The sequence below is a fragment of the Microbacterium sp. genome (genome assembly GCF_040394595.1).
Lineage (GTDB): Bacteria > Actinomycetota > Actinomycetes > Actinomycetales > Microbacteriaceae > Microbacterium.
Window position 1 is genome coordinate 26240 of record NZ_JBEBSA010000008.1, and the last position, 22161, is coordinate 48400.

The 22161-nt window shown below is 71.4% G+C and carries 17 protein-coding genes; 8 read left to right on the forward strand and 9 right to left on the reverse strand.

What is annotated here, in order from left to right; translation table 11 throughout:
• Window positions 1-6: 6 nt before the first annotated feature.
• From ABWO84_RS10020 to ABWO84_RS10030, 3 genes are all read right to left on the reverse strand, one after another.
• Window positions 7-783, reverse strand: coding sequence for a class I SAM-dependent methyltransferase (locus tag ABWO84_RS10020; protein WP_353114394.1), 777 nt, complete (start codon window positions 781-783; stop codon window positions 7-9).
• Window positions 780-2345, reverse strand: a complete 1566-nt coding sequence (locus ABWO84_RS10025; protein WP_353114395.1) for a GMC family oxidoreductase — start codon at window positions 2343-2345, stop codon at window positions 780-782. Before ABWO84_RS10025 ends, ABWO84_RS10020 begins: the two co-directional genes overlap by 4 nt.
• A 195-nt stretch (window positions 2346-2540) precedes the next feature.
• Window positions 2541-3200 (reverse strand): GntR family transcriptional regulator, encoded by a 660-nt coding sequence (locus tag ABWO84_RS10030; RefSeq protein WP_353114396.1) that lies wholly within the window; start codon window positions 3198-3200, stop codon window positions 2541-2543.
• A gap of 195 nt (window positions 3201-3395) precedes the next feature.
• On the opposite strand from ABWO84_RS10030, the gene ABWO84_RS10035 reads away from it, so the two are divergent.
• From ABWO84_RS10035 to ABWO84_RS10055, 5 genes are all read left to right on the forward strand, one after another.
• Complete coding sequence (locus ABWO84_RS10035; RefSeq protein WP_353114397.1) at window positions 3396-4727, forward strand: MFS transporter; 1332 nt, start codon at window positions 3396-3398, stop codon at window positions 4725-4727.
• Between the two features lie 138 nt (window positions 4728-4865).
• Window positions 4866-6260 carry a hypothetical protein gene (locus ABWO84_RS10040; protein WP_353114398.1) on the forward strand — a complete coding sequence of 465 codons (1395 nt, stop codon included), beginning with the start codon at window positions 4866-4868 and terminating at the stop codon, window positions 6258-6260.
• 62 nt (window positions 6261-6322) lie between these two features.
• Entirely contained in the window at window positions 6323-7084 is a 762-nt protein-coding gene (locus tag ABWO84_RS10045; protein WP_353114399.1) for an SDR family NAD(P)-dependent oxidoreductase, read from the forward strand.
• On the forward strand, window positions 7081-8163 hold the full coding sequence (locus ABWO84_RS10050) for a mandelate racemase/muconate lactonizing enzyme family protein (RefSeq protein WP_353114400.1): 1083 nt from the start codon (window positions 7081-7083) through the stop codon (window positions 8161-8163). Before ABWO84_RS10045 ends, ABWO84_RS10050 begins: the two co-directional genes overlap by 4 nt.
• Window positions 8160-8996 (forward strand): SDR family NAD(P)-dependent oxidoreductase, encoded by an 837-nt coding sequence (locus ABWO84_RS10055; protein WP_353114401.1) that lies wholly within the window; start codon window positions 8160-8162, stop codon window positions 8994-8996. The genes ABWO84_RS10050 and ABWO84_RS10055 overlap by 4 nt, the downstream gene beginning before the upstream one ends.
• Window positions 8997-9012: 16 nt before the next feature.
• On the opposite strand, the gene ABWO84_RS10060 is transcribed toward ABWO84_RS10055, so the two are convergent.
• Both ABWO84_RS10060 and ABWO84_RS10065 read right to left on the reverse strand, forming a co-directional pair.
• On the reverse strand, window positions 9013-10008 hold the full coding sequence (locus tag ABWO84_RS10060) for a class I mannose-6-phosphate isomerase (protein ID WP_353114402.1): 996 nt from the start codon (window positions 10006-10008) through the stop codon (window positions 9013-9015).
• A gap of 10 nt (window positions 10009-10018) precedes the next feature.
• Entirely contained in the window at window positions 10019-11029 is a 1011-nt protein-coding gene (locus tag ABWO84_RS10065) for a carbohydrate kinase family protein (protein WP_353114403.1), read from the reverse strand.
• A 123-nt stretch (window positions 11030-11152) separates the two neighbouring features.
• On the opposite strand from ABWO84_RS10065, the gene ABWO84_RS10070 reads away from it, so the two are divergent.
• Entirely contained in the window at window positions 11153-12001 is an 849-nt protein-coding gene (locus tag ABWO84_RS10070) for a class I fructose-bisphosphate aldolase (protein WP_353114404.1), read from the forward strand.
• Window positions 11998-13158, forward strand: a complete 1161-nt coding sequence (locus ABWO84_RS10075; RefSeq protein ID WP_353114405.1) for a Gfo/Idh/MocA family protein — start codon at window positions 11998-12000, stop codon at window positions 13156-13158. The genes ABWO84_RS10070 and ABWO84_RS10075 overlap by 4 nt, the downstream gene beginning before the upstream one ends.
• Here the strand turns inward: ABWO84_RS10075 and ABWO84_RS10080 are convergent.
• Window positions 13155-14150 (reverse strand): LacI family DNA-binding transcriptional regulator, encoded by a 996-nt coding sequence (locus ABWO84_RS10080; protein ID WP_353114406.1) that lies wholly within the window; start codon window positions 14148-14150, stop codon window positions 13155-13157. The two genes, ABWO84_RS10075 and ABWO84_RS10080, sit on opposite strands and share 4 nt — an antisense overlap.
• A 137-nt stretch (window positions 14151-14287) precedes the next feature.
• Between ABWO84_RS10080 and ABWO84_RS10085 the strand changes: the two genes are divergently transcribed.
• The gene (locus ABWO84_RS10085) at window positions 14288-17551 is read left to right on the forward strand and encodes a GH92 family glycosyl hydrolase (RefSeq protein WP_353114407.1); all 3264 of its coding nucleotides are present in this window, start codon (window positions 14288-14290) and stop codon (window positions 17549-17551) included.
• Between the two features lie 19 nt (window positions 17552-17570).
• Here the strand turns inward: ABWO84_RS10085 and ABWO84_RS10090 are convergent, their stop codons facing one another.
• The 3 genes from ABWO84_RS10090 to ABWO84_RS10100 are packed head-to-tail and all read right to left on the reverse strand — an operon-like array spanning window position 17571 to window position 22113.
• Window positions 17571-19577 (reverse strand): beta-galactosidase, encoded by a 2007-nt coding sequence (locus ABWO84_RS10090; RefSeq protein WP_353114408.1) that lies wholly within the window; start codon window positions 19575-19577, stop codon window positions 17571-17573.
• Window positions 19574-20500, reverse strand: coding sequence for an acetylxylan esterase (locus ABWO84_RS10095; RefSeq protein ID WP_353114409.1), 927 nt, complete (start codon window positions 20498-20500; stop codon window positions 19574-19576). Before ABWO84_RS10095 ends, ABWO84_RS10090 begins: the two co-directional genes overlap by 4 nt.
• Complete coding sequence (locus ABWO84_RS10100) at window positions 20497-22113, reverse strand: extracellular solute-binding protein (RefSeq protein WP_353114410.1); 1617 nt, start codon at window positions 22111-22113, stop codon at window positions 20497-20499. Before ABWO84_RS10100 ends, ABWO84_RS10095 begins: the two co-directional genes overlap by 4 nt.
• Between the last annotated feature and the right edge of the window lie 48 nt (window positions 22114-22161).

Here is a 22161-nt window from a genome sequence, read left to right on the forward strand (position 1 = left end):
GGGAGGTCAGCGGGGCCTGGTCGCCGTGTAGACGTAATACTCGTTGTGATCGGTGAGTGCGCCGTCGGAAGCGAGCGGGGTGAGCTCGTCCCGGATGCGGCGATCGAACTCCCCGATCGCGTCCCCGAGCACCGCGGGGGAGGCGAACGACATCGAGTGCAGCAGTCCGATCACCTCCTCGACGGTGCGGTTCCTCTCGACGGGCAGGAAGTGCGAAGACGCTCCGGTGTATCCGGCATCCGTCAGATCGTCGACGAAGCTGCGTGCGGACGGGCGGTAGGTGCCCTCACCGGCCCGCCGCTCCTGTCCGAGCATGTCCTGCACCACGCGGCGCGCGCGGTCCTTCCACTCGTCGCCGCCGTCCCAGATGCTCCGGTCGCCGAGGATCGCGAGGGTCGCCCGGGGCGCCATCGCCCCGCGGACGTGGGACAGGAACGCCGGGCGGTCGAACCAGTGGAACGCGCGGCAGACCGTGACGAGCTGCGCCCGCCAGCCGGGGTCGAGCGCGAAGTCCTCGGCTCTGCCCGGGAGCAGTCGCACCTGCCGCGCGCCGCGGAGCTGGTCGCGGCCGACGGCGAGGAGATCGGGGTCGGGGTCGACGCCGATCGCCTCGTCGAAGTGCGGGAGCAGGGCCCGGATGACGAGACCCGTGCCCGTGCCGACATCGAGCAGGCGGCGCGGGGCGCCCGCCGGCGCGGATGCGCTGAGGAGCTCCGCCACCTCGGCGGTGATCCCGGAGCGGTAGCGGCCGTAGAAGTCGGCGGTCGAGGCGAAGAGGCTCACCGTCCGAGCGTATGCCCGCCCGCCGCGGTACGGGTGTCGGCGAGGATCAGGTCGGAGGCCTTCTCGCCCACCATGATCGACGGCGCGTTGGTGTTGGCGCTCGGCACGAAGGGCATCACCGACGCGTCGGCCACGCGCAGCCCGGAGACCCCGCGCACGCGGAGGTCGGGCCCGACGACCGCCCGCTCGTCGACACCCATGCGGCAGGTGCCCACCTGGTGGTGATACGTCCCGACGGTGCGCCGGGCGAAGTCGCGCAGCGCGTCGCGGGTCGTCACCTCGGGTCCGGGCGCGAACTCGGCGGCGCGGTAGGGGGCGAACGCCTCGTCGGCGCCGATGCCGCGGACGAGCTCGATCGCGTCGACCATCGCCTCGAGATCCCGTTCGTCGGCGAAGACGTTCGGATCGACGAGCGGTGGCGTCTGCGGATCGGCGGAGGCGAGACGCAGCGTGCCGCGCGAGTGCGGACGGACGATGCCGGCCGCGATCGTGTAGCCGTTCTCGGGCGCCGCGCCGCCGTCGGTCGGGTAGGGGACGTGGATGAAGAGCGGCTGCAGATCGGGCGCCGGTCCGTCGGCGACGGATGACCGCGCGTAGAGCTGGCTCTCGAGGAGGTTCCACCGCCCGGCGGGGACGGGCTCCTTCGCCTCGTAGAGCACACTCACCAGCAGGTGGTCGTGGAGGTTCTCGCCGACGCCGGGGAGGTCGGCGACCACGGGGATGCCCAGAGCCTCGAGATGCTCCCGGGGGCCGATGCCGGACCGGAGGAGGATCGCCGGCGAGCCGATCGCGCCGCCCGACAGCACGATCTCCGCGGAGGCGAGGGCGTGGTGCTCCCGCCCGTCGACGCGGTACGCGACACCGACCGCGCGTCCGTCCTCGACGATCACCCGGTCGACGAGGGCGCCGGTCGTCACCGTGAGCAGCGGATCGTCGAGGATCGGGGCGGCGAAGCTCTGCCAGGCGCTGGCGCGCGTGCCGTCCTTCGTGGTCGTGTGGTTGAAGCCCGCGCCGTCGAGGCGGTCGCGGTTGAAGTCGTCGGTCGGATCGATCCCCGCGTGTACGGCGGCGTCGACGAACGCGGTCGCGAGCGGATGCCGCGCGTCCTCCGGGATCCGCTCGACGTGCAGGGGCCCACCGGCGCCGTGGACGTCGTCCTCGCCGTCGGCGTGATCCTCCGACCTGCGGAACAGCGGGAGCACGTCGTCCCAGCCCCATCCTTCGGCGCCTTCCGCTGCCCAGCCGTCGTAGTCCGTCCGGTCGCCGCGCATGTAGATCATGCCGTTGAGGGAACTCGAGCCGCCCAGCACCCGGCCGCGCGGCCAGTAGAGGACCCGGCCGCCGAGATGCTCCTGCGGCGTCGTCATCACAGCCCAGTCGTCCTCCGACATCAGGAGCGCCGGCCATCCCTGCGGAGAGTGGATGTGGGGGCTCGCGTCTCCCTGCCCGGCCTCGATGACGTGGACCGAGTGGCCGGCGTCGACGAGCCGGCGGGCGAGCGCGCTTCCCGCGGATCCGGCGCCGACGACGACGTACTGTGCGGTGGTTGATGACTCGGGCATGACGTTCCTCCTCGAACGCGCGGATATCGTGCCTCCACTCTCGGCCCGGAGGGCCGGCCGTGGCCCTGCCGGATGCGCACGGTGCCGTGCCGGATCTGCACGATCCGTGCCCGTGCTCGCTCCCGGCTGCCGGTGCTCGGCCCGCCGGAACGGGAGGGGCGAGGAATCGGGGAGGAGGAGGGGACGGGGAGGGGGTCAGGCGTGCGGGCCGGTGAGGGGGGCGATGCGGTCGACGGCCTGGGTGACGTGGGCGGCGATCGCCTCGCGCGCCGCCTCCGGGTCGCCGCTGGCGATCGCCTCGTAGATGAGACGGTGGCTGCGCACGTGCTCGGCCTGCTCCGCCGGCGGCAGGGCGGCGTTCGCGGCCTGGATGAATCCGGCGATGCGGCCGCGCAGCTGAGCGTTCAGCTCGGTCACGAACCGGTGCTCGGAGAGCTCGGCCAGAGCCTCGTGGAACGCACGGTCCTGCCGCAGCACCTCGGTCATGTCGCCGGTCGGGGCGGCGTCCATGGCCGCGAGGATGTCCTGCAGCCTCTGTGCCGACGCCTCGTTCCACCGCTCCTGGACGCGGATCGCCATGAACTGCTCCAGCACGATGCGGAGGCTGGAGATCTCCTCGAGATCGCGGTCGGTGAGCTCTGCGACCTTGGCCCCGCGGCGCGGCTCCCGCACGACGAGCCGCTCCTCGGCCAGCCGGGTGAGCGCCTCGCGCACCGGGATGTGGCTCACGCCCAGCCGCTCGGCGAGCTTGCGCTCGACCAGCCGCTCGCCCGGCATCAGCTCACCGGAGTGGATCGCCGCGCGCAACTCGTCGGCGACCTGTTCGGCGATGTTCTGATCCGATACGGTGCGCATGCTTCCCCCTCGTGGCTCGACGGGTTCCGGCATCCGTCCTCCCGATGCTATGGCATCCGGCCGCGTCCGTGAGGATCTCACATTCTGCATCGGACTGGACGAATCCCGCCGTTTGCTAGATGCTATAGCGGTGCGGATGAGTGCGGAGCGCCTTCCGGTCGTCCGCCCTCCCCTCCCCCCGATCAAAGGAGATCCATGTCCTCCCCCGCATCCCTCGCCGATCCATCGGCCGACATCGGCCGGAGCGCGATGAGGAAGGCGATCTGGCGCCTCGGGCCGTTCCTCGGCCTGCTCTACCTCGTGGCGTACATCGACCGCAACAACGCCGGCTTCGCCAAGCTGGAGATGACGCAGGCCCTGCAGATCACCGAGGCGGCCTTCGGATTCGCCGCGGGGATCTTCTTCATCGGCTACCTGCTCTTCGAGGTGCCGAGCAACCTGCTGCTGGAGAAGTTCGGCGCCCGCAAGTGGATCGCGCGGATCATGATCACCTGGGGCATCGTGGCGGTGCTCACCGCGTTCGTGCAGGACCAGACGCAGTTCACGATCGCGCGCTTCCTGCTCGGCGTCGCCGAGGCGGGGTTCTTCCCCGGCGTGCTCCTCTACCTCACCCTGTGGTTCCCCCGGCAGTATCGGACGCAGGTGCTCGCGGTCTTCGCGCTGTCCAACCCCCTCGCGAACGCGATCGCCGCGCCGCTGTCGGGCTGGATCATGGGCTTCCACGGATTCCTCGGCATGGACGGCTGGCAGCTCGTCTTCATCATCGAGGGCATCCCGGCCGTGCTGCTCGCGTTCGCGGTGTTCTTCTGGCTGCCCGACCGTCCGCAGGACGCCAAGTGGCTGAACCCCGCCGAACAGCGGTGGATCTCCGACACGGTCGCGCTCGAGACCGCCGCGACCGAGAAGGCGCACGGGCGGGTGCGCCTCGCGCAGGTGTTCTCGAACGGCCGGCTGTGGGCCCTCATCCTGCTGTTCTTCGGTGTGGTCTTCGGTGCGTACGGTCTCGGGCTCTGGCTGCCGACGATCGTCAAGGGCATGGGCGACTTCTCGACCGCGACGATCGGCTGGCTGGTGGCCGTGCCGAACATCTGCGCGGCGCTGCTGATGCTCCCCTGGGAGCGCGCGGCCCGCAAGCAGGGCAACATCCCGCTGCAGGTCGGCATCACGCTGACCATCACCGCGCTCTCGCTGATCGCCGCCGTCGCCGCCCGCGACGTGCCGGTGCTCGCGCTCGCGGCGCTGTGCGTGGGCATGTCCGCCCTGTTCGCGACGACCCCGCTGTTCTGGAGCCTCCCGCCGATGGTGCTCACCGGCACCGCCGCGGCCGCGGGGCTGGCCTTCATCAACTCGGTCGGCAACCTCGCGGGCTTCGCCGGCCCCTACGCGATCGGCTGGATCACCGAGACCACGGGTTCCGCGGTCTGGGGCCTGATCCCGGTGGCCGCGCTCACGGTGATGGGGGCCGTCATCGGCTTCGTGCTCAGCAGGCGTCCGGAGTTCACGAAGGCTCCGCCGGTCGACGCGTAGACGAGTCCTCCGGTCGTCGGGCGGGCGTCGCGTCTCATCCGCGCCGCTGCGCGGCTCCGCTCGGCGATCGGGGGAGCGGCCCGCGTGGATATCCTGCGCCGGGCACGATACAGTTTGCTATAGCAAATAGGAAGGGCGATGGGTGAGCAGGTGACCATGCGAACGAGGATCGGCGACCGCATCCGCGTGCCGCGCACCCGCGCCAGGGTCGGCGTCGCCCGTCGTGACGTGACCCCGCCGGTCGGCATCCGTGCGAAGAACTGGGGTCCCGCCGAGTGGGAGCGCTCCGAGGGGGCCCATCGTCCTTTCGAGCTCACCGCCCTCGCCCTCACCGGTGACGACGGACGGGCCCGGCTGCTGCTCGCGGTCGACGGGACCTGGTGGCGACGCGTCGCCGATGAGCGGGACGTGCGCGGCGCGATCCTCGACGGCCTGGGCCTCGAGCCCGATCAGCTGATGCTCTCGCTCTCGCACACCCACGCCGGCGCGGTGCTCTGCGCGGCCGACGCCCATCTGCCCGGCGGCGAGCTGATCCCCGGATACCTCGAGGCACTCGCCGCGGCGGGTGTCGCCGCGGGGCAGGAGGCCTTGGACGGCGCCGAGCCCGGGCTGGTGGAGTGGACCGACGGGCGCTGCACCCTGGCCGCCGATCGCGAGCTCGACCTCGACGGGCGGGCGCTGGTAGGGTACAACCCCGCCGGCGACGCGGACGACACCGTCGTCATCGGAAGGATCAGCGTGGACGGCCGGGTGTGCGCGACGCTGGTGAACTACGCCTGTCACCCCACGACGCTCGCGTGGCAGAACCGCGAGGTGTCGCCCGACTACGTGGGGGCGATGCGCGAGATCGTCGAGACCGCCACGGGCGCACCCTGCCTGTTCGTGCAGGGTGCCTCCGGAGAGCTCGCCCCCCGCGAGCAGTACACCGGCGACGTGGCGGTGGCCGACCGGCACGGGCGCTCGCTCGGGCACGCCGTGCTCGCCGCGCTCGACGGCCTGCCCTCCCCGGGCGACGAGGTCACCCTCGACCGGGTGGTCGAGTCGGGCGCCCCGCTCGCCATCTGGACGGGCCGCCCCGCCGACGCCGACGGCTCCGCCGCGGGCGCGGTGGCCGGCGTCGAGCTGCCGCTGCGCGAGCTGCCCACGCTCGACGAGCTCGCCGAGGAGTGGAAGGGCATCGACCCTCGCTCGCGGGAGGAGCGACTCGGGAGGGCCCGCAACCTGCGCGAGGGGTACATCGACGGCCCCGCCGTGACGCATCCGGTGTGGGCCTGGCGACTCGGAGACGCCGTGATCGTGGGGCATCCGGGCGAGGCGTACTCACGGCTGCAGCGCACGCTCCGCGACCGTTTCCCCGACGTGCCGATCGTCGTGATGAACCTGACCAACGGGCCGGGGTTCGTCTATCTGCCCACTCGGGAGGCCTACGAGCGCGGGGCGTATCAGTCCTGGCAGACGCCGCTGGCCCCCGGAAGCCTCGAGCTGCTCGAAGAGCACGCATGCCGCCTGGTCGCCGGCCTCCTCGGCCGCTGAGCCGGCATCCCACCCTTCACCGACGTCCACCCGCATCCATCGAGAGCCGTTTGAGGAGAAACATGACCGCTCAGACCCCCGTCGCCGTCGTCACCGGAGGCGCCGCAGGCATCGGCTGGGAGATCGGCCAGCGCCTCGCCGCCGACGGCTACCGCGTCGTCGCCGCCGACCGCGTGCCCGCGCTCACCGACGGCGACAACCCCGCAGGCGTCCTCTGGCGGGAACTCGACGTCACCGACCACATCGCCGTCGACCGGGTCTTCGGCGAGATCGAGACCGAGCTCGGACCGATCGAGGTGCTGGTCAACAACGCCGGCATCCAGCGTCACCGTGGCATCGAGGACCTCAGCTGGGATGAGTGGTCCGCCGTGGTCGACGTCAACCTGCACGGCGTCTTCGCGTGCCTGCAGGCTGCAGGTCGGAGGATGCTGGAGCGCGGCCGCGGCCGCATCGTCAACATCTCCTCGGTGTCGGCCCGCGGCTCCGCCGGTCGCGCACCCTACTCCACCACGAAGGCCGCGGTCATCGGCCTCACCTCGACGGCCGGCGCCGAGTGGGCGGCCCGCGGCGTGCGGGTCAACGCCGTCGCACCCGGCTACGTCGACACCGGCGTCTTCCGCCAGGGCGTCGAGGCCGGCACCCTCAGCCTCGACACGATCCTCTCCCGCATCCCGGCCCGGCGTCTCGCCGATGCGAGCGAGATCGGCGCGGCGGTCAGCTTCCTCGTGTCCGACCAGGCGTCGTACATGAACGGTCAGACCCTCTACGTCGACGGCGGGTTCATGGTCGACTACGGCGTCCCGCTGGCGAAGAAGCCCGAATGACCGGCATCGCGCGCATCGACACGGCCACGGCCGTGCTGCCCCTCCCCGCGCCCCTGCAGCTCGGCGCGATGACCGTGACCCGGCGGGAGTACAGTGCGGTGCGCGCGGCCGACGCCGAGGGCGTCCACGGCGTGGCGTACTGCCTGTCCCGAGAGGCCCCGATGGCCGAGATCGTCGACCGGCTCGTCGCCGCGCACGCCCTCGGAGGCGATCCGGACGACCCGGCGTCGACCTGGGAGCGGATGCTGCGCGGCAGCGCGATCGTCGGACGGGTCGGCCTCGTGCGCCGTGCGATCGGCCTGGTCGACATCGCGCTCTGGGACATCGCCGCCCGTCGCGCCGGACAGCCGCTGTGGCGGATGCTGGGCGCGGGCGACGCCCCGCGGTCCTCGATGCTCGTCGCCGCCTACCCCACCCCGGACCGCACGCCGCGCGCCGTGGCCGACGAGGTGCTGGCCCAGGCCGACGGGTGGACGAACGTGAAGATCTCCCGCCTGCCCGATCCCGCGTACATGCGCGAGCTGATCGGCATCCTCGGCCGCGAGCTCCCCGCCGGGACCGGACTGGTCGTCGACGTCGGCTTCGGGTGGCGCGACGCCGACCAGGCCCTCGCCGAGATCGCCCAATGGGGCGACCCGCAGCTCGCCTGGCTGGAGGATCCGCTGCTTCCCGAGGACGCGGCGGGATGCGCACGCATCCGCCGCGAGTCGGGGCTGACCACCTCGGTCGGCGATGAGGTCACCGACCCCGCCGTGCTCCGCGCGCTCGTCGAGGAGGAGGCGGTCGACGTGCTGCGTCTCGACGTCGTCGCGATCGGAGGCGTGACCCCGGCGCGGGAGATGATCGCCTGGGCGGCCGAGCGCGGCGTCCCGGTCTCCGGTCACGTGTACTCCGAGGTGACTGCGCACCTGGGCATCGGCGTCGAGACGTTCGCCCGTGGCGGCAACCCCTACGACCCCGCGCCGGCCTTCGTGCACGGCGGGCCGCGCTACGACGGGCTCGTCGTACCATCGGATGCGCCGGGGCTGGGCTTCGAGCTCGACCCCGCGGTCTTCGACTTCGACGGGAGCGCGGCATGACCTCTCCGGAATCCTCCGCCGCGGCGACGAGCCCCGGTGCGCGCAGCGTCGTCGTGACGGGCAGCGGCAAGGGCATCGGCCGGGCGGTCGCCGAACGGCTCACCGCCGACGGCTGGATCGTCGTCGGACTGGAACGCTCGCCGGGGTCGGGCACCGTCGAGGCCGGCATCTGCGCCGAGGTGGTGCTCGGCGACTCCTCGTCGCGGGAGGCGCATCAGCGCGCCGCGGACGCCGCGATCGCCCGCGCGCCCCTGGCCGGTTGGGTCAACAACGCCGGCATCACCAAGCACACTCCCCTGCACGAGCTGGACGAGGACGTCGTGCGCGAGATCATCGACGTCAACGGGTTCGGCTACCTGTGGGGGTGCTCCGTCGCCGTCACCGCGTTCATCGATCAGGGCGTGCCGGGGGCGATCGTGAACGTCGGCTCGATCCACGGCCGCGCGAGCCACCCCGGCCACGCCGCCTACGAGTTCACGAAGGGCGGCATCGACGCGCTCACCCGTAGCGTCGCCGTCACCTACGGAGGGCTCGGCATCCGGGCGAACACCGTCGCGCCGGGCGGCGTGCGCACCCCGCACCTCGAGGCGCAGATCGCCGCCGCGCCCGACCCGGAGGCCGAAGAACGGGCCCTCGCCGAGGGGCCTCCGATGGGCCGCATCGCGCGGGCGGAGGAGGTCGCCGCCGTCGCATCGTTCCTGCTCTCCGACGGGGCTCCGTACCTGACCGGGCAGTCGATCGCCGTGGACGGCGGATGGACCGCGTCCTTCGGTGACATCGCCGTGCCCGAGGCGCTGCGCTCGCGCTTCGCCGACGCGCCCCGCAGGGGGTGAGCGGAGCCGCGTTCGCTCACCGACCGGAGGGCGGACGGCAGACGACGATCTCGCCGTGACCGTGCAGGGAGACGCGGCCCGCGGCGGCGGGGACCAGCAGAGTGGTGCCGCGGTCCAGCCGTCGCGCGGGCTCCTCGCCGTCGAGCTCCACCATGCCGGCGGTGACGATGAGGACCGCGAAGCCGGCATCCAGCGCGAACCCGCCGTCGACGCGGTGTCGTCCGAGAGCGAAGTAGCGCTCCGCTCCGGGAGCGAGCACCGACGCCCCCTCGAACCCTCGTGTGACGAGAGCCTCGACCTCGCCGGCGGTCCGCGGCGAGAGGTCGACCGCTTCGAGCGCGGTCTCGAACCCCAGGCCGAGATGCCCGTCCCGTGACCCGTCGATCTCGAAGCCCTGCCACTCCAGCAGGATCGACAGGTCCTCCGGCTCCTGCACCTCGATGAGCAGCACGCCTTCACCGATCGCGTGGAGCGTGCCCGGCGGCACGAACACGGTGTCGCCCGGGTGCACCGCGACGGTGTGCAGCAGGTCGCGCAGGGCATCCACGTCCTGATCCCGCACGAGCGCGCCGAGGCGCTCCCGCGTCGTCGGGCTCTTCAGTCCGACGTGGACGTCCCCGCCGCGGAGGATGTACCACGCCTCCGCCTTCCCGTGCGGGCGGTCGAGGTGACGATCGGCGAACCCGGCGTCCGGGTGGATGTGCACGGGCAGACGCTGCCCGGCATCGAGAAGCTTGACCAGCAGCATCGGGTCGTCGCCGTAGCGCGATGTGTGCGCCTCGCCCAGCCAGCGCACGGGGTCGTCGGCGACGCAGTCGCGGAGGATCCTCCCGTCGGGCAGCACGGAGAGGCCCGCGGAGGGCGGTCCCCCGCGGAGCTCCGTGGTGGAGCCGATCCAGTCCTCCGGCACGCGATCCCCGTCGTCGGGGGAGCCGCGGAACTCGGCGATCCGGGGGCCGCCCAGGTAGAAGCGGTCGGCGGGACGGTTCGCCGTCAGGACGATGGGTTGCATGGATGCCTCCTCAGAGAGTGGTCGCGGGGAAGAGCGTGCTGTCGAGCCGGCGGCCGGAGATCCTCGTCGCGGCGCAGGTCGCCGCCATCTGCGCGGCCTCGCCGACGGATGCCCCCGATGCGACGCCGAGGAGCAGTCCGGCGGTGGCGGCGTCGCCGGCTCCGTTCGTCGTCGCCAGGGTGTCGATCGGGTCGGCCCGCTGCCAGAAGGCGGCGTCCGACCACGACGGGGCGAGGGCTGCCACGGTCTCTCCGCGCTTCTCGAGCACGGATGCACTCGCGGTGCGCAGGAACATTCCCTCGGCACCGGCGGAGATCATCACGATGGCGGCCCCTGCGCCGATGAGCCGATCCGCGTATCGCTCCACTGTGGTCCGGGAGCGGGCGCGAGCATCGCCGAACGCCGACGTCAGGTCGTCGATGCTCGGCGTGAACACGTCGACATGCGGCAGCAGGCGCGCGAAGATGCGCGACCAGTCGCGTCGGGCGGCGGAGGACCTCGGATCGATGACGGCGGTGTCGAGCGAGGTGCTGACACCGCACCGCCGGGCGCGGGTGAAGAGGTCGACGAGCGGGCCTCCGTCGGCGGCGACCATCCCGTCCATGAGGGAGGGATAGCCGAAGTGCAGCATCCGCGTGCCGGCGAGATCGACCAGAGCGGGGTCGAACGCGGCGTTCGCCCCGGGATGATGCCAGATGGTCCGGTCGTCGCCGGGGGGCTGCAGGATCACGCTGTAGGACGTGCCCGCGGCGGGCGCGACCTGGAGCCCCTGGGCGGAGAGACCGCGGCGCGCGAACTCCGCACGGGCCAGTCCGCCGAGCGGGTCGTCCCCGATGGCCGCGGAGATGCGGACGGAGGCGCCGAGCTCGGCGAGCCCTGCGCCGGTGTTGGCCGTCGCTCCGCCCAGCGCGATCCCGACGGGGCCCACCTCGCTCAGGATCCCGGGCTCCGTCACGGCGGTGCCCGGCAGGCAGGGCGTGAGGTCGACGCAGAGGTGTCCGGCAACGGTGAAGTCGTGCACGATGCTCCCAGTCCGAAGGTGACGCCGTCCAGCTAGACAACGTTGTCTGATTACAGTAGCGTCAATGCCGTCGTCGTCCAAGCGCGTCTCGACATCGCATCGCACTCACATCAGGAGAGGCACATGACCAGGTCTTCCCATCGGCTGAACCGGCTCTTCCACCCGCGATCGGGGCGCATCCTCGATGTCGCGGTGGACCACGGGCTGTTCGGTGAGCCGTCGTTCATCACCGGCATCGAGGACATGCGCGTGGTCGTCGACACGCTGGTGCACGCGTCTCCCGACGCGATCCAGCTCACGCCCGGCCAGGCGCCCCTGCTGCAGGACCGTCGGGGGCGGGACAAGCCGGCGCTGGTGCTCCGCGCCGACGTCGCGAACGTCTACGGGAACCCGATCGACCCGCACGTCTTCAGTCACCATCTGCCGAACGCGATCGAGGAGGCGGTGCGCCTCGACGCCGCCGCCGTCTGCGTCAACCTCATGCAGGTGCCCGACCGGCCGGAGATCCGGGAGGCCTGCATCCTCTCGATCCTCGCGCTGCGGGAGAAGGCGACGCGGTTCGGGATGCCGCTGATGATCGAGCCCCTGGTGATGCAGGACAATGCGATCGCGGGCGGCTACATGACCGACGGTGACACGTCGAGGATCGTCGCGCTCGTCCGCCAGGCGAAGGAGCTGGGCGCCGATCTCATCAAGGCCGACCCGACCGACGACCTCTCCGAGTACCACCGTGTGGTGGAGGTGGCCGGCGACACCCCGGTTCTCGTCCGCGGAGGAGGGCGTGTGGACGACCATGCACTGCTCGCACGCACGGCGGAGGTGCTCGCTCAGGGGGCGCGGGGGATCGTCTACGGACGCAACGTCGTGCAGCATCCGAAGCCGGGCGGGATTACCCGCGCCCTTCTCGCGATGCTCCACGACGACGCGTCGCCCGACGACGCCGCGGCGATCCTGGAGGCGAGCGCGGCATGAGCGGGCGCGATGCGGGGAGAGCCGTCAACATCGGCATCATCGGGGCCGGGCTCATGGGCCGGGAGATCGCTGCGGCGATCCAGCGCTGGCCCGCGCTGATCGACCATCCGGTGCGTCCGAGGCTCACGGCGGTGTGCGACATCAACCCCGACGCGCTGCGATGGTTCGAGCAGATCGACTCCGTACGCGGCACCTTCACCGATCACCGGGAGATGCTCGCGAGCGGCGATGTCGACGTGGTCTACGTCGCCGTGCGTCACGATCTGCATGAGACCCTCTACGTCGACGTCATCGAGGCGGGCAAGGGCCTGCTGGCCGAGAAGCCCTTCGGGATCGACGGCCGCGCGGCGGCATCCATCATCCGGGCGGCGGAACGGCACCCGGAGAGCTTCGTGCGGTGCTCCAGCGAGATGCCGTTCTTCCCCGGGGCGCAGTGGGCGATCGACTACGTGAGGTCGGGGGCTCTCGGGCGGATCATCGAAGCGCGCAGCGCCTTCCTGCACTCCAGCGACCTCGACGTGGACAAGCCGATCAACTGGAAGCGGCAGAGCGCGTTCTGCGGCGAGGCCGGTGTGATGAACGATCTGGGTCTGCACGCCTGGCATGTGCCGCTGCGCCTCGGATGGGAGCCGCGGAGCCTCCACGGAGTGCTGCAGGACATCGTCCCCTTCCGCCCGGGGCCGGACGGCGCGCCCGTCGTGTGCGACACCTGGGACAACGCGACCCTACACGTGGAGGCATCGGCGGATGGTGCGGGGTTCCCGCTGTCGGTCGAGATGAAGCGCATCGCTCCGGGGCACAAGAACTCCTGGGAGTTCGAGGCGATCGGGATGGAGGGCGGCGTCCGCTTCTCGACCAAGTCCCCGAAGCTGGTCGAGGTGTTCGACACGGTGCGGATCCCGGGGATCGGATCGGAGCAGAGCTGGCAGCGGATCGATGCGGGGAGCCGCTCGGTGTGGCCGACGGTGACGGGTGCGAACTTCGAGACCGGGTTCTCCGACTCGATCCTGCAGATGTGGGCCGCCTACCTCGCTGAGCGCGAGGGGGCGCTCGACGGGCGCTTCGGCTGCGCGACCCCGGCCGAGGCGGCGCGGGCGCACGCTCTGAACGAGGCGGCGCTCGAGTCGCACCGCCTCGGCTCCGCCGTGGGCGTCTAGAGCTTCTCGGAGCCCCGGAAGATCAGTCGGGTCGGCAGCACGTGCGTCTCCGGCTCCGCGGGGGATCCGCTCAGCGATCGGAGGACGATCCTCGCGGCCAGCGCGCCCATCTCGGAGACGTCGTGGGTGACGACAGAGACGCCGGGTTCATAGAGCTGCGCGGCCTCGAAGTCGTCGAAGCCGATCAGCGCGGGTCGCCGCCCGACCTCGCGGAACGCGCGCAGCGCCCCGATCGTCGCACGGTTGTTCGCCGCGAAGACCGCGTCGACGGACGGATCCTCCCGTAGCAGGGCGGAGACCGCGGCGGTCGCCTCGTCGCTGCTGTGCGCGCCCACGACCGTGAGCGACGCTTCGTCGGGGATGCCGGCCCGTCGCAGGGCGGTGAGGTAGCCGGCGTGCCGCTCGTCCATCGTGTGGATCGCGAGCGAGTCGCCGACGAACGCGATGCGCCGGGCGCCCTCCGCGAGCAGGGCTGAGGTGGCGTCGCCGGCGCCGCCGATGTTGTCGGCGAGGATGACGCTCGAGCTTGCGAAATCGACCGGGCGGTCGAGGAAGACCAGCGGCGGGAGTGGCGGGGGGAGGTCCGACCAGGCGCGTCCGGCGTCGCGAGGCGGGACGATGATCAAGGCGTCGACCCGCTGCTCGAGGAGGCGGTCGACCAGCCTGTCGTGCTGCGCGCCGTCCTCGTCGGAGCTCGCGCTGATCACGAGATAGCCCTGCTCGCGGGCGGTGCCCTCGATGGCGCGGGCCAGTGTCGAGTAGTAGGGATTGGCCAGGTCGCTGATGATCAGGCCGATGGTCTTGCTCGTCCATCCCGGTCGGATGCTCGCCGCGGCGAGGTTGCGCCGATAGCCGAGCTTGGCGATCGCCGCCGCGATGCGCTCCGCCATGGCGGGGTTGATGTTGGTCTCGCCGTTGACGAAGCGCGAGACGGTCTTGAGGGCGACGTCCGCTTCCCGGGCGACATCGATCATCGTCGGGTTTCCGGTCATCGTTGTTTCCTCCCCCGCCAGTCTTCCACCCTTCTGGGGGAAGCGTCGATCAGCCTCGCGGACCGATCGCCGGTTGCACCCGTGCAAGCCCGGAATCTATAGTTAGACAACGTTATTTCAGATCGAGGAGCACGACAATGCCGTCAGCAGTCCGCACGCCGTCCGCCACCATGACCGCGACGCTCTCCGTCGTCCGTGCGGAGGGCCCCTCGGAGGACGAGACCTCGACGGGGAGGCCGGGCCTCGGCTATCGCTCGGTGGAGCCGCTTCGCTATGCGGTGAGCGGTGTGCCGGGGTCGCGTGCGCGGACGGTGCTCGCCGAGGTCGACCTCCTGGTGTCCGAGGGCGACGAGCTGCGCTACGTGGTGCATCCGCAGATCGACGAGACGGCGGGCGACATCCGTGATGCCTTCCGCTCCACCGCCGTCTCCTGCGACCTGCTCTTCGCCGACGGCTCCCGGCTCTCGCAGTCCGCGGCCGCCGACCAATACGGCTTCGGGGCCTCCGCCGAGGAGCAGTACGCCTCTCGGTCGACGTTCGTCAACCAGTGGAACCTCAAGCGGATCGCGCTGGACTCCGTCGTCGGCCGTCGTGCCGTCGCGATCGAGCTGTCCGCGTTCGTGCCCGAGGGGGAGGGAGAGGACGGCGAGGACGAGACGGCGTACGCCGGATTCCTCGACGACGTGGAGATCGTGCCCGCCGAGCCCCTCCCGACGCGCCCGAGCGACTGGGTCAGGACGACCCGAGGGACCCATTCGAACGAGGTCGTCTCCCGCGGCAACACGACGCCGATCACGGCACGGCCGCACGGATTCGTCTTCGGGATCCCGGTCACGAACGCCGACGAGCGGATGTGGCCGTACTCATGGCACCGGGACAACGGCCCGGACAACCGGCCCCGGATCCAGGCCTTCTCCACCTCGCACAGTCCCAGCCCGTGGATCGGCGAGCGTGGCGCCTTCCAGATCATGCCCAGCCCGCTCGCCGAGCCTCAGGGGGCGCCTCACCGCCGTGCGCTCGCCTTCGACCACCGCCGTGAGGTCGCCCGGCCGCACCTCTATCGTGTGGAGCTCGACGGAGGGATCCGCGCGGAGATGACCGCGAGTCGCAGCAGCCTGCATCTGCGGTTCACCTTCGACACCGCGGTCGGCGACTCCGCGTCGCTGATCTTCGACGAGATCGGCTTCCTCCCCGGCGCTTTCACGCCGCCCGAGCCGGGTGGGCGGACTTTCTCCGGCTATGTGGACGGTCCGCGCACGGATCTGCCCGACGTGCCGCGGATGTTCGTGTTCGGCGTCATGAGCCGTCCGGCGCTCTCGTCCGCGCGACTCGGCTACCCGGGCAAGGAGCACGTCCGTGCCCGGACGACCTTCGCGCTGCCGGAGGACGGCGGCGACCGCTCGATCACGGTGCGGCTCGGCACCTCGTTCATCAGCGTCGCCCAGGCCGAGCGCGTGGCGAGGAGCGAGCTCGGCGACTTCGACGAGGACGTCCGCCGCGCCCAGGACGAATGGGACGAGCTGCTCGGACGCGTGACGGTGGACGGTGCGTCCCCCGACCAGCTGACCACGCTGTACTCGAACCTGTACCGGGTGCATCTGTTCCCCAATGACGGGGCGGAGAACCTGGGCACCGAGGAGGATCCGGACTGGCGGTATGCGAGTCCGTTCGGGGCGCTCGAACGCCCGCACACGCCGGAGCACACCGGCTGCCGCATCGTCGCCGGGACTCTGAGCGTCAACAACGGATTCTGGGACACCTATCGCACCTGCTGGCCGGCCCTCCACCTGCTGACGCCTCGTCGCTCGGCCGAACTGCTGAACGGGTTCGTCGAGCACTATCGAGAGGGCGGCTGGACCAGCCGGTGGAGCGCCCCGGGGCCTGTCGACTGCATGACCGGGACGACGACCGACGTCATCTTCGCCGACGCGGCGCTCGCCGCGGTGCCCGGGCTGGACCTGGACGGCGCACACGAGTCGGCGCTGCGGAACGCGAGCGTCCCGTCGCCCGATCCCCGCGTGGGCCGGAAAGGCCTGCACCGCTCGGCCTTCCGCGGGTACGTCGACACCGACACCCACGAGGGCATGTCCTGGACGCTGGACGCGGCGCTGAACGACCGCGGTGTCGCCGAGCTGAGCAGGCTCCTGCGCGAACGCGATCCCGAGGGGCCCCGCGCCGAGGAGCACCGAGTCGCGGAGGAGTACTTCCGGGCGCGCTCGCTGACCTACGCCACGGTCTTCGACCCGCGGATCGGGTTCTTCCAGGGGCGGACACCGGACGGCGGCTGGCGTCTCAGTCCGGAGGAGTACGACCCCCGCGTATGGGGGCACGACTACACCGAGACCAACGGCTGGGGGACGGCCTTCACCGTGCCCCACGATCCGCGGGGCCTCGCGGCGCTGCACGGCGGCGCGACGGCGCTCGAGGAGAAGCTCGACCAGTTCTTCGCGACACCCGAGACCGGCGGCGACGCCGTGAAGGGCTCCTACACCTATCTCATCCAGGAGATGACGTGCGCGCGCGACCTCCGGATGGGGATGCTGGCCATCTCGAACCAGCCCGCGCACCACATCCCGTACATGTACCTCGCCGCCGGGGCGCCGCACAAGACGCAGCGGATCATCCGCGAGTGCATCGCTCGGATGTTCGTCGGCAGTGAGCTCGGTCAGGGCTATCCCGGGGACGAGGACAACGGGGAGCTGTCGATGTGGCACTTCTTCTCGGCGATCGGGATCTACCCGCTCGTGCCGGCATCCGACTCGTTCGTCATCACGGCGCCGTCCTACGCACGCACCCGCATCGCCCTGGAGGGCGGTGCGGCCCTGGTGATCGAGGCGCCGGGGCTCAGCACGGAGAACGTCTACATCCAGGGCGTCCGGGTCGACGGCGAGGACTGGACGGATGTGTCGATCCCGCGATCGAGGCTCGCCGGCGGCGCGCACATCGAGATCGCACTCGGTGCGGAGCCGAGCGATTGGGGCGCCGGCTCCTTGCTGTCGACCCCGGTGGAGCGTCCGCGGCCGTTGCGGGACATCACGGCCGGAGAAGGGGCGCGTGTCGCCGCGAGCACCGGCGACGCGCGGGCGGTCGTGGACGATGACTCCGCGACCCAGGCCCTCGAGCTCCCCGACGGGGGGTGGGTCTCCTGGGAAGGCAGCGAGGCCGCGTCCGCCGAGCTCTATACGATCACCCCGCAGCAGGCGGGAAGCTACGGCTGGACGGTGGAGGGTTCCGACGACGGACGGGACTGGATCGCTGTCGATCGTCGTGCCGCGGAGGAGTTCCGCTGGGCGTGTCAGACCCGGCCCTTCGCGTTCCCCGCCACGGCGGCGCAGCGGCACCACCGGATCGTCTTCGACCAGGCGATCGCGCTCAGCCAGTGGGAGATCCTCGTCCGCTGAACGCGGACGGGGCGGGGGCTCATCCCGGCGGCATCGGCTCGGAGAGGACGAAGACCTCGCGCGGGCCGATGCCGCGCCCGCCCGCCCAGGGGATGACGTCATCGGTGCGGTTGGCGGCGAAGACGTGCCGCTTTCCCCCGCCGATGCGCGTGACGAGCTCGATCCGGCCGCCGGCGCTGCGCGGATCGCCGCGCAGCGCATCGACGTCGTCCGCCATCCGGCGCAGCAGCGCCACCGCGTCGGCGCGGTCGAGGTCGGCGGAGACATAGGCGGCCGACCCGGCCCCCGTCCTCCTCCGCGTCACTGCCGGCTCGCCGGCCAGGTCGCCGTCCGCGTACGCGTCGAGGACCTCCACATCTGCGCCGATGTGCGAGATCCGCTCCGTCCACGCGACCGCTCGCGCGCCGGAGGCCAGTGCGGCCCCTTCGCCCGGGAGCAGCGGTGCGAACTCCTCGACGACGATGTCGAGCAGGTCGCGCAACGCGCCCGGATAGCCTCCCGTCCGCACGCGGTCGTGCTCGTCGACGACGCCCGAGAAGCAGGTCGCGATGAGATGCGCTCCGCGGGCGACCGCCTGCTCCAGCCGGATCCGCAACGCGTCGGGGACCACATGGAGCATCGGGGCGAGGAGCACCTCGTAGCCGTCGAGGGGCGCCGAGGAGGGGAGGACGTCTGCGCGCACGCCCAGGTCGAGGAGCGCGCGGTACCAGTCCAGTGTCTGCTGGTCATAGCGGAGCGCGGCGCTCGGGTGCGACTCACGTGCGGTGACCCACCACGAGGCGTAGTCGAAGAGCAGCGCGACCCGGGCCTTCTCCCGTCGCGATCCGGCGATGTGGCCGATGTCCCGGAGGGCGGCGCCCAGCGCCTCGACCTCCCGGAAGACGCGGCTGTCGGCGCCCGCGTGCGGCAGCATCGCCGAGTGATACCGCTCGGCCCCCGCCGAGGCCTGGCGCCACTGGAAGAAGCAGATCGCGTCCGCTCCGTGCGCGACGTGCGTCAGCGCGTCCCGCAGCAGCTCACCCGGGCGCTTCGGGGGATTGATCTCGCGCCAGTTGACGGCGCTCGGTGCGTGCTCCATGAGGAACCACGGCTGCCCGCCGGCGAGGTTGCCGGTGTAGTTGGCCCAGAAAGACAGGTCGTCGCGGCCGGCCTCGCCCGGACGCAGATAGTGGTCGTTGGACACGAAGTCCACGTCTCGGGTCCAGGTGGGGTAATCGATGCCCGAGAAGTTCTGGCAGACCATGAAGTTCGTGGTGACCGGGATGTCGGGGGTGAGCTCGCGCAGCACCGCTGTCTCCGCCCGCAGGTGCTCACGGAGCGCATCCGAGGAGAAACGCTCGAAGTCGAGCTGCTGTCCCGGGTTGCGGACAGTGGTCGCCGTCCGCGGCGGCAGGACCTCCTCCCAGTCGCCGTAGCGCTGCGACCATACCGCGGTGCCCCATGCGTCGTTGAGGGCGTCCAGCGATCCGTGTCGCTCACGGAGCCAGGCGCGAAAGGCGCGTGCGGCGTCGTCGGAGTGGTCGAAGAGGTTGTGACAGCCCAGCTCGTTGGAGACGTGCCAGGCGACCAGTGCGGGATGCTTGCGGTAGCGCTCGGCGATGGCGCGCGTCATCCGCAGCGCGTACGCACGGAACACCGGCGACGTCGGGCGCCAGTGCTGCCGTGATCCGGCGGACATGGCCGCTCCGGTCTCCGTCTGCGGTAAGACCTCGGGATGCCGGGCGGTGAGCCACGGCGGAGGGGAGGCGGTGGCCGTGGCGAGGTCGACGTCGATCCCGTTCGCGTGGAGCAGATCCATCGCATCGTCGAGCCAGGAGAAGTCCCATTCCCCGGGCCGCGGCTCCAGCAGCGACCAGGAGAAGATCCCGAGGGAGACGATGTCGACGCCCGCCCTTCGCATCAGGCGCATGTCCTCGTGCCACGTCTCCCGAGGCCACTGCTCGGGGTTGTAGTCGGCGCCGAAGCGGATGCGCGCCGCCTCTCCCGGGCGGCCGAGCCATCGGCCGTGCGTCGTTTCCCCGGTCACGAGGACAGCCCGGCGCATCTGCGCAGCCACCGCAGGTTGTCCGCGGTCTGGTGAGGCCCGCCGCCCTCGTGCCCGTTGAAGGCCCATTCAGCGAGACTCTTCTCGCCCGCGTAGCCGTCGAAGGCCGCGCGCACGGTGGCCGGCGGGCAGACCGCGTCGCGGCCGCCGAGGGTGAACAGTGCCGGAGCGGCGGCACGACGCCCGAGCAGCGCGACGTCGACATGCGAGAGCGTGTCGAACACCTGGTCCTGCGCGTCGCGATGGGTCGCGAGAAAGGCGGCGATCTCGGTGTAGGGGCCCGCTTCGGCGAGTGCCACGCCGCGCGGGATGTCGGCGAGGAAGGGCACCTCGGCGACCACGAAGGCGGTCGCCGGGTTGAGCGCCGCGGCGGCGAGCGCGAGGGCACCGCCCTGGCTGCCGCCGACCACGCCCGTCCGTTCCGGGTCGACCCCCGGCGCGGCGCGCAGGGCGTCCACGGCGTGATGTGCGTCGACGAACAGCCGGCGGTAGTAGTAGGTCTCGGGGCTCGTGATGCCGCGTGTCGCGAAACCCGTGCCCCCGCCAGGCTCCTCGAAGAAGCCGGCGTCGACGGTGGACCCCGGCAGATGCGGGGAGCCCTGTCCCCGGTTGTCCATGACCAGCACGGCGAAGCCCGCCGCAGGATACAGGGTCCAGCTGTGGGCGAAGCCTCTTCCGGATCCGTAGCCGATGAAGTGCACGAGGCCGGGGACGGGTCCGCTCCTCTCCCGGGGGAGCAGAAGCCACGCCCGGACGGGGTCGCCCGCCCAGCCGTCGAACTCCACGTCGAAGACCTCGCAGAGATCGAGGTCCGCCGCGATCGGCGTGAGCCGCGGAGGGGATGCGGGGGCCGGCTGGCGGAGCGACTCCGCCCAGAAGCCGTCGATCCCCTCCGCCGCCGTCACCGGTTGGCCTCGGCTGCCTTGGCCAGCTCGTCGGCGATCTTCGACCCGCCGCTTGACATGAAGGTCTTGACGGCGTCCTTCCACGCCGAGACCGGCCGTCGACCGAAGACGATGTCGTTCTCCACCGACACGAGCGCGGCGCCGATCGACGCTCCGGTGCGGGAGAGCGTCTCGGAGTACAGCGACATCGACGGGTCGAACACCGCGGTCTTCAGGTAGGTCTCCGTGTGATTCCACACCTCTTCGACGAGATCGCTCTGCGGCGGAGAGTAGTAGAGCGCGACGGGCGGGGCGCCCAGGTAGCGCGTGCCGAGCCAGAGGTGGGACACGTCCGCCGAGGCGGGCACGGGATCGCCCCCGTCGAGGGTGAAGTCCTCGCCCTCGATCCCGTAGTAGAGGAAGCGGTACTCCTCCGATCCGAACGGCGAGGCGAAGTAGTCGGCGGTCTTCAGCAGCGTCTCGATCCGCGCCTCAGAGGCCTTCGGGAACCCGACGATGTTGTTGTTCGCCACGCCTCCCCAGCCCGTTCCGCTCCCCCCGGAGAAGCCGGGCACCTGGTACACGCCGAAGGTCGTCTTCTTGTCGGTGCGCTGGGCGTAGAGGGCGCTCCAGGTGGCGTAGGTGGAGAACATGAAGGCGGCGGAGCCCTTCAGCATCCACTGCGACATCTGGGCGGGTGCCGCAGCGGCGACGTCGGGGTTCGCGTAGCCCTTGGCGATCAGCGAGCGGGCCGCCTCGAGGGCGTCCTCCTGGCGCTCGTCCTGCACGGCACTGGTGAACCTCCCGCCGCTCTCCTTCCAGTTGAAGGGGATGCCCTGCATCTGCCGGATGAACGCCAGGGGGTTCGAGCCCAGCGCCCAGCGGTTCTGCGACGACGAGGTCAGCTCCTTGCACGCGTCCTCGAAGTCAGAGAACCTGGTGAGATCGGACGGCAGGCCGGCATCCTCCAGGAGGTCGCGCCGGTTGAGCATCACGCTCGCCGAGTACACGCCACGGGAGATCGGCAACGCGCGGAGCCGCCCGTCGAACACGCAACCCCGCCAGAACGGCGTGGGGATGTTCGCGAGCCCCGGGTACTTCCTGATGTTGTCGCCGGACAGGTACGGGGTGAGGTCTGCCATTTTCGCGGTCATGAACGCCGAGAGGGCGGGCACGGTCGAGTTGATCTGCATCATGTCGGGTAGATCGTCGCCCGCCGTGATCGTGGCCAGCCTGGTGTTGAAGTCCGCGCCCGCGGCGACCTGCTGGATCTTCATCGGAGACCCGACGCGGCGGTTGAGCTCCTGCCAGTACGGGTTGGCGTCGACCGCCGGGGGGAGCGGGCCGTTGAGCTGGGTCAGCCCCGTGATGGGCTTCCCGTCGCCGGGCGCGCCCTTGTAGACCGACACGGGGTCGACGGGGTAGTGCCGGAACGCGGAGAGCCCCATGTCGTGCGTGCTGACGAAGTCGGGGGTGATCCCCGCGAAGGGGAAGCGCTTCGGGAGGGCGGCGCCCGCGTTCCCGGAGGCTGCGGTGCCGCCGGGGACGGAGGGGGTGCAACCGGCGAGAGCGCCGGCGCCGAGAATGCCGAGGGCGGTCGCGCCGAGGAAGGCGCGGCGGGAGAGAGCGGTCATACGTGGTTCTCCTTGGAGGTGACGGAGGTGTCGGGTGGGATCGGATGT

Bases quoted from the DNA above. Each gene is read 5' to 3' on its own strand.
- ABWO84_RS10050 (WP_353114400.1), top strand. From the start codon at position 7,081: ATGACCGGCATCGCGCGCATCGACACGGCCACGGCCGTGCTGCCCCTC.
- ABWO84_RS10085 (WP_353114407.1), top strand. From the start codon at position 14,288: ATGCCGTCAGCAGTCCGCACGCCGTCCGCCACCATGACCGCGACGCTC.
- ABWO84_RS10070 (WP_353114404.1), top strand. From the start codon at position 11,153: ATGACCAGGTCTTCCCATCGGCTGAACCGGCTCTTCCACCCGCGATCG.
- ABWO84_RS10035 (WP_353114397.1), top strand. From the start codon at position 3,396: ATGTCCTCCCCCGCATCCCTCGCCGATCCATCGGCCGACATCGGCCGG.
- ABWO84_RS10040 (WP_353114398.1), top strand. From the start codon at position 4,866: ATGGGTGAGCAGGTGACCATGCGAACGAGGATCGGCGACCGCATCCGC.
- ABWO84_RS10055 (WP_353114401.1), top strand. From the start codon at position 8,160: ATGACCTCTCCGGAATCCTCCGCCGCGGCGACGAGCCCCGGTGCGCGC.
- ABWO84_RS10060 (WP_353114402.1), bottom strand. From the start codon at position 10,008: ATGCAACCCATCGTCCTGACGGCGAACCGTCCCGCCGACCGCTTCTAC.
- ABWO84_RS10075 (WP_353114405.1), top strand. From the start codon at position 11,998: ATGAGCGGGCGCGATGCGGGGAGAGCCGTCAACATCGGCATCATCGGG.
- ABWO84_RS10100 (WP_353114410.1), bottom strand. From the start codon at position 22,113: ATGACCGCTCTCTCCCGCCGCGCCTTCCTCGGCGCGACCGCCCTCGGC.
- ABWO84_RS10045 (WP_353114399.1), top strand. From the start codon at position 6,323: ATGACCGCTCAGACCCCCGTCGCCGTCGTCACCGGAGGCGCCGCAGGC.
- ABWO84_RS10025 (WP_353114395.1), bottom strand. From the start codon at position 2,345: ATGCCCGAGTCATCAACCACCGCACAGTACGTCGTCGTCGGCGCCGGA.
- ABWO84_RS10030 (WP_353114396.1), bottom strand. From the start codon at position 3,200: ATGCGCACCGTATCGGATCAGAACATCGCCGAACAGGTCGCCGACGAG.
- ABWO84_RS10080 (WP_353114406.1), bottom strand. From the start codon at position 14,150: ATGACCGGAAACCCGACGATGATCGATGTCGCCCGGGAAGCGGACGTC.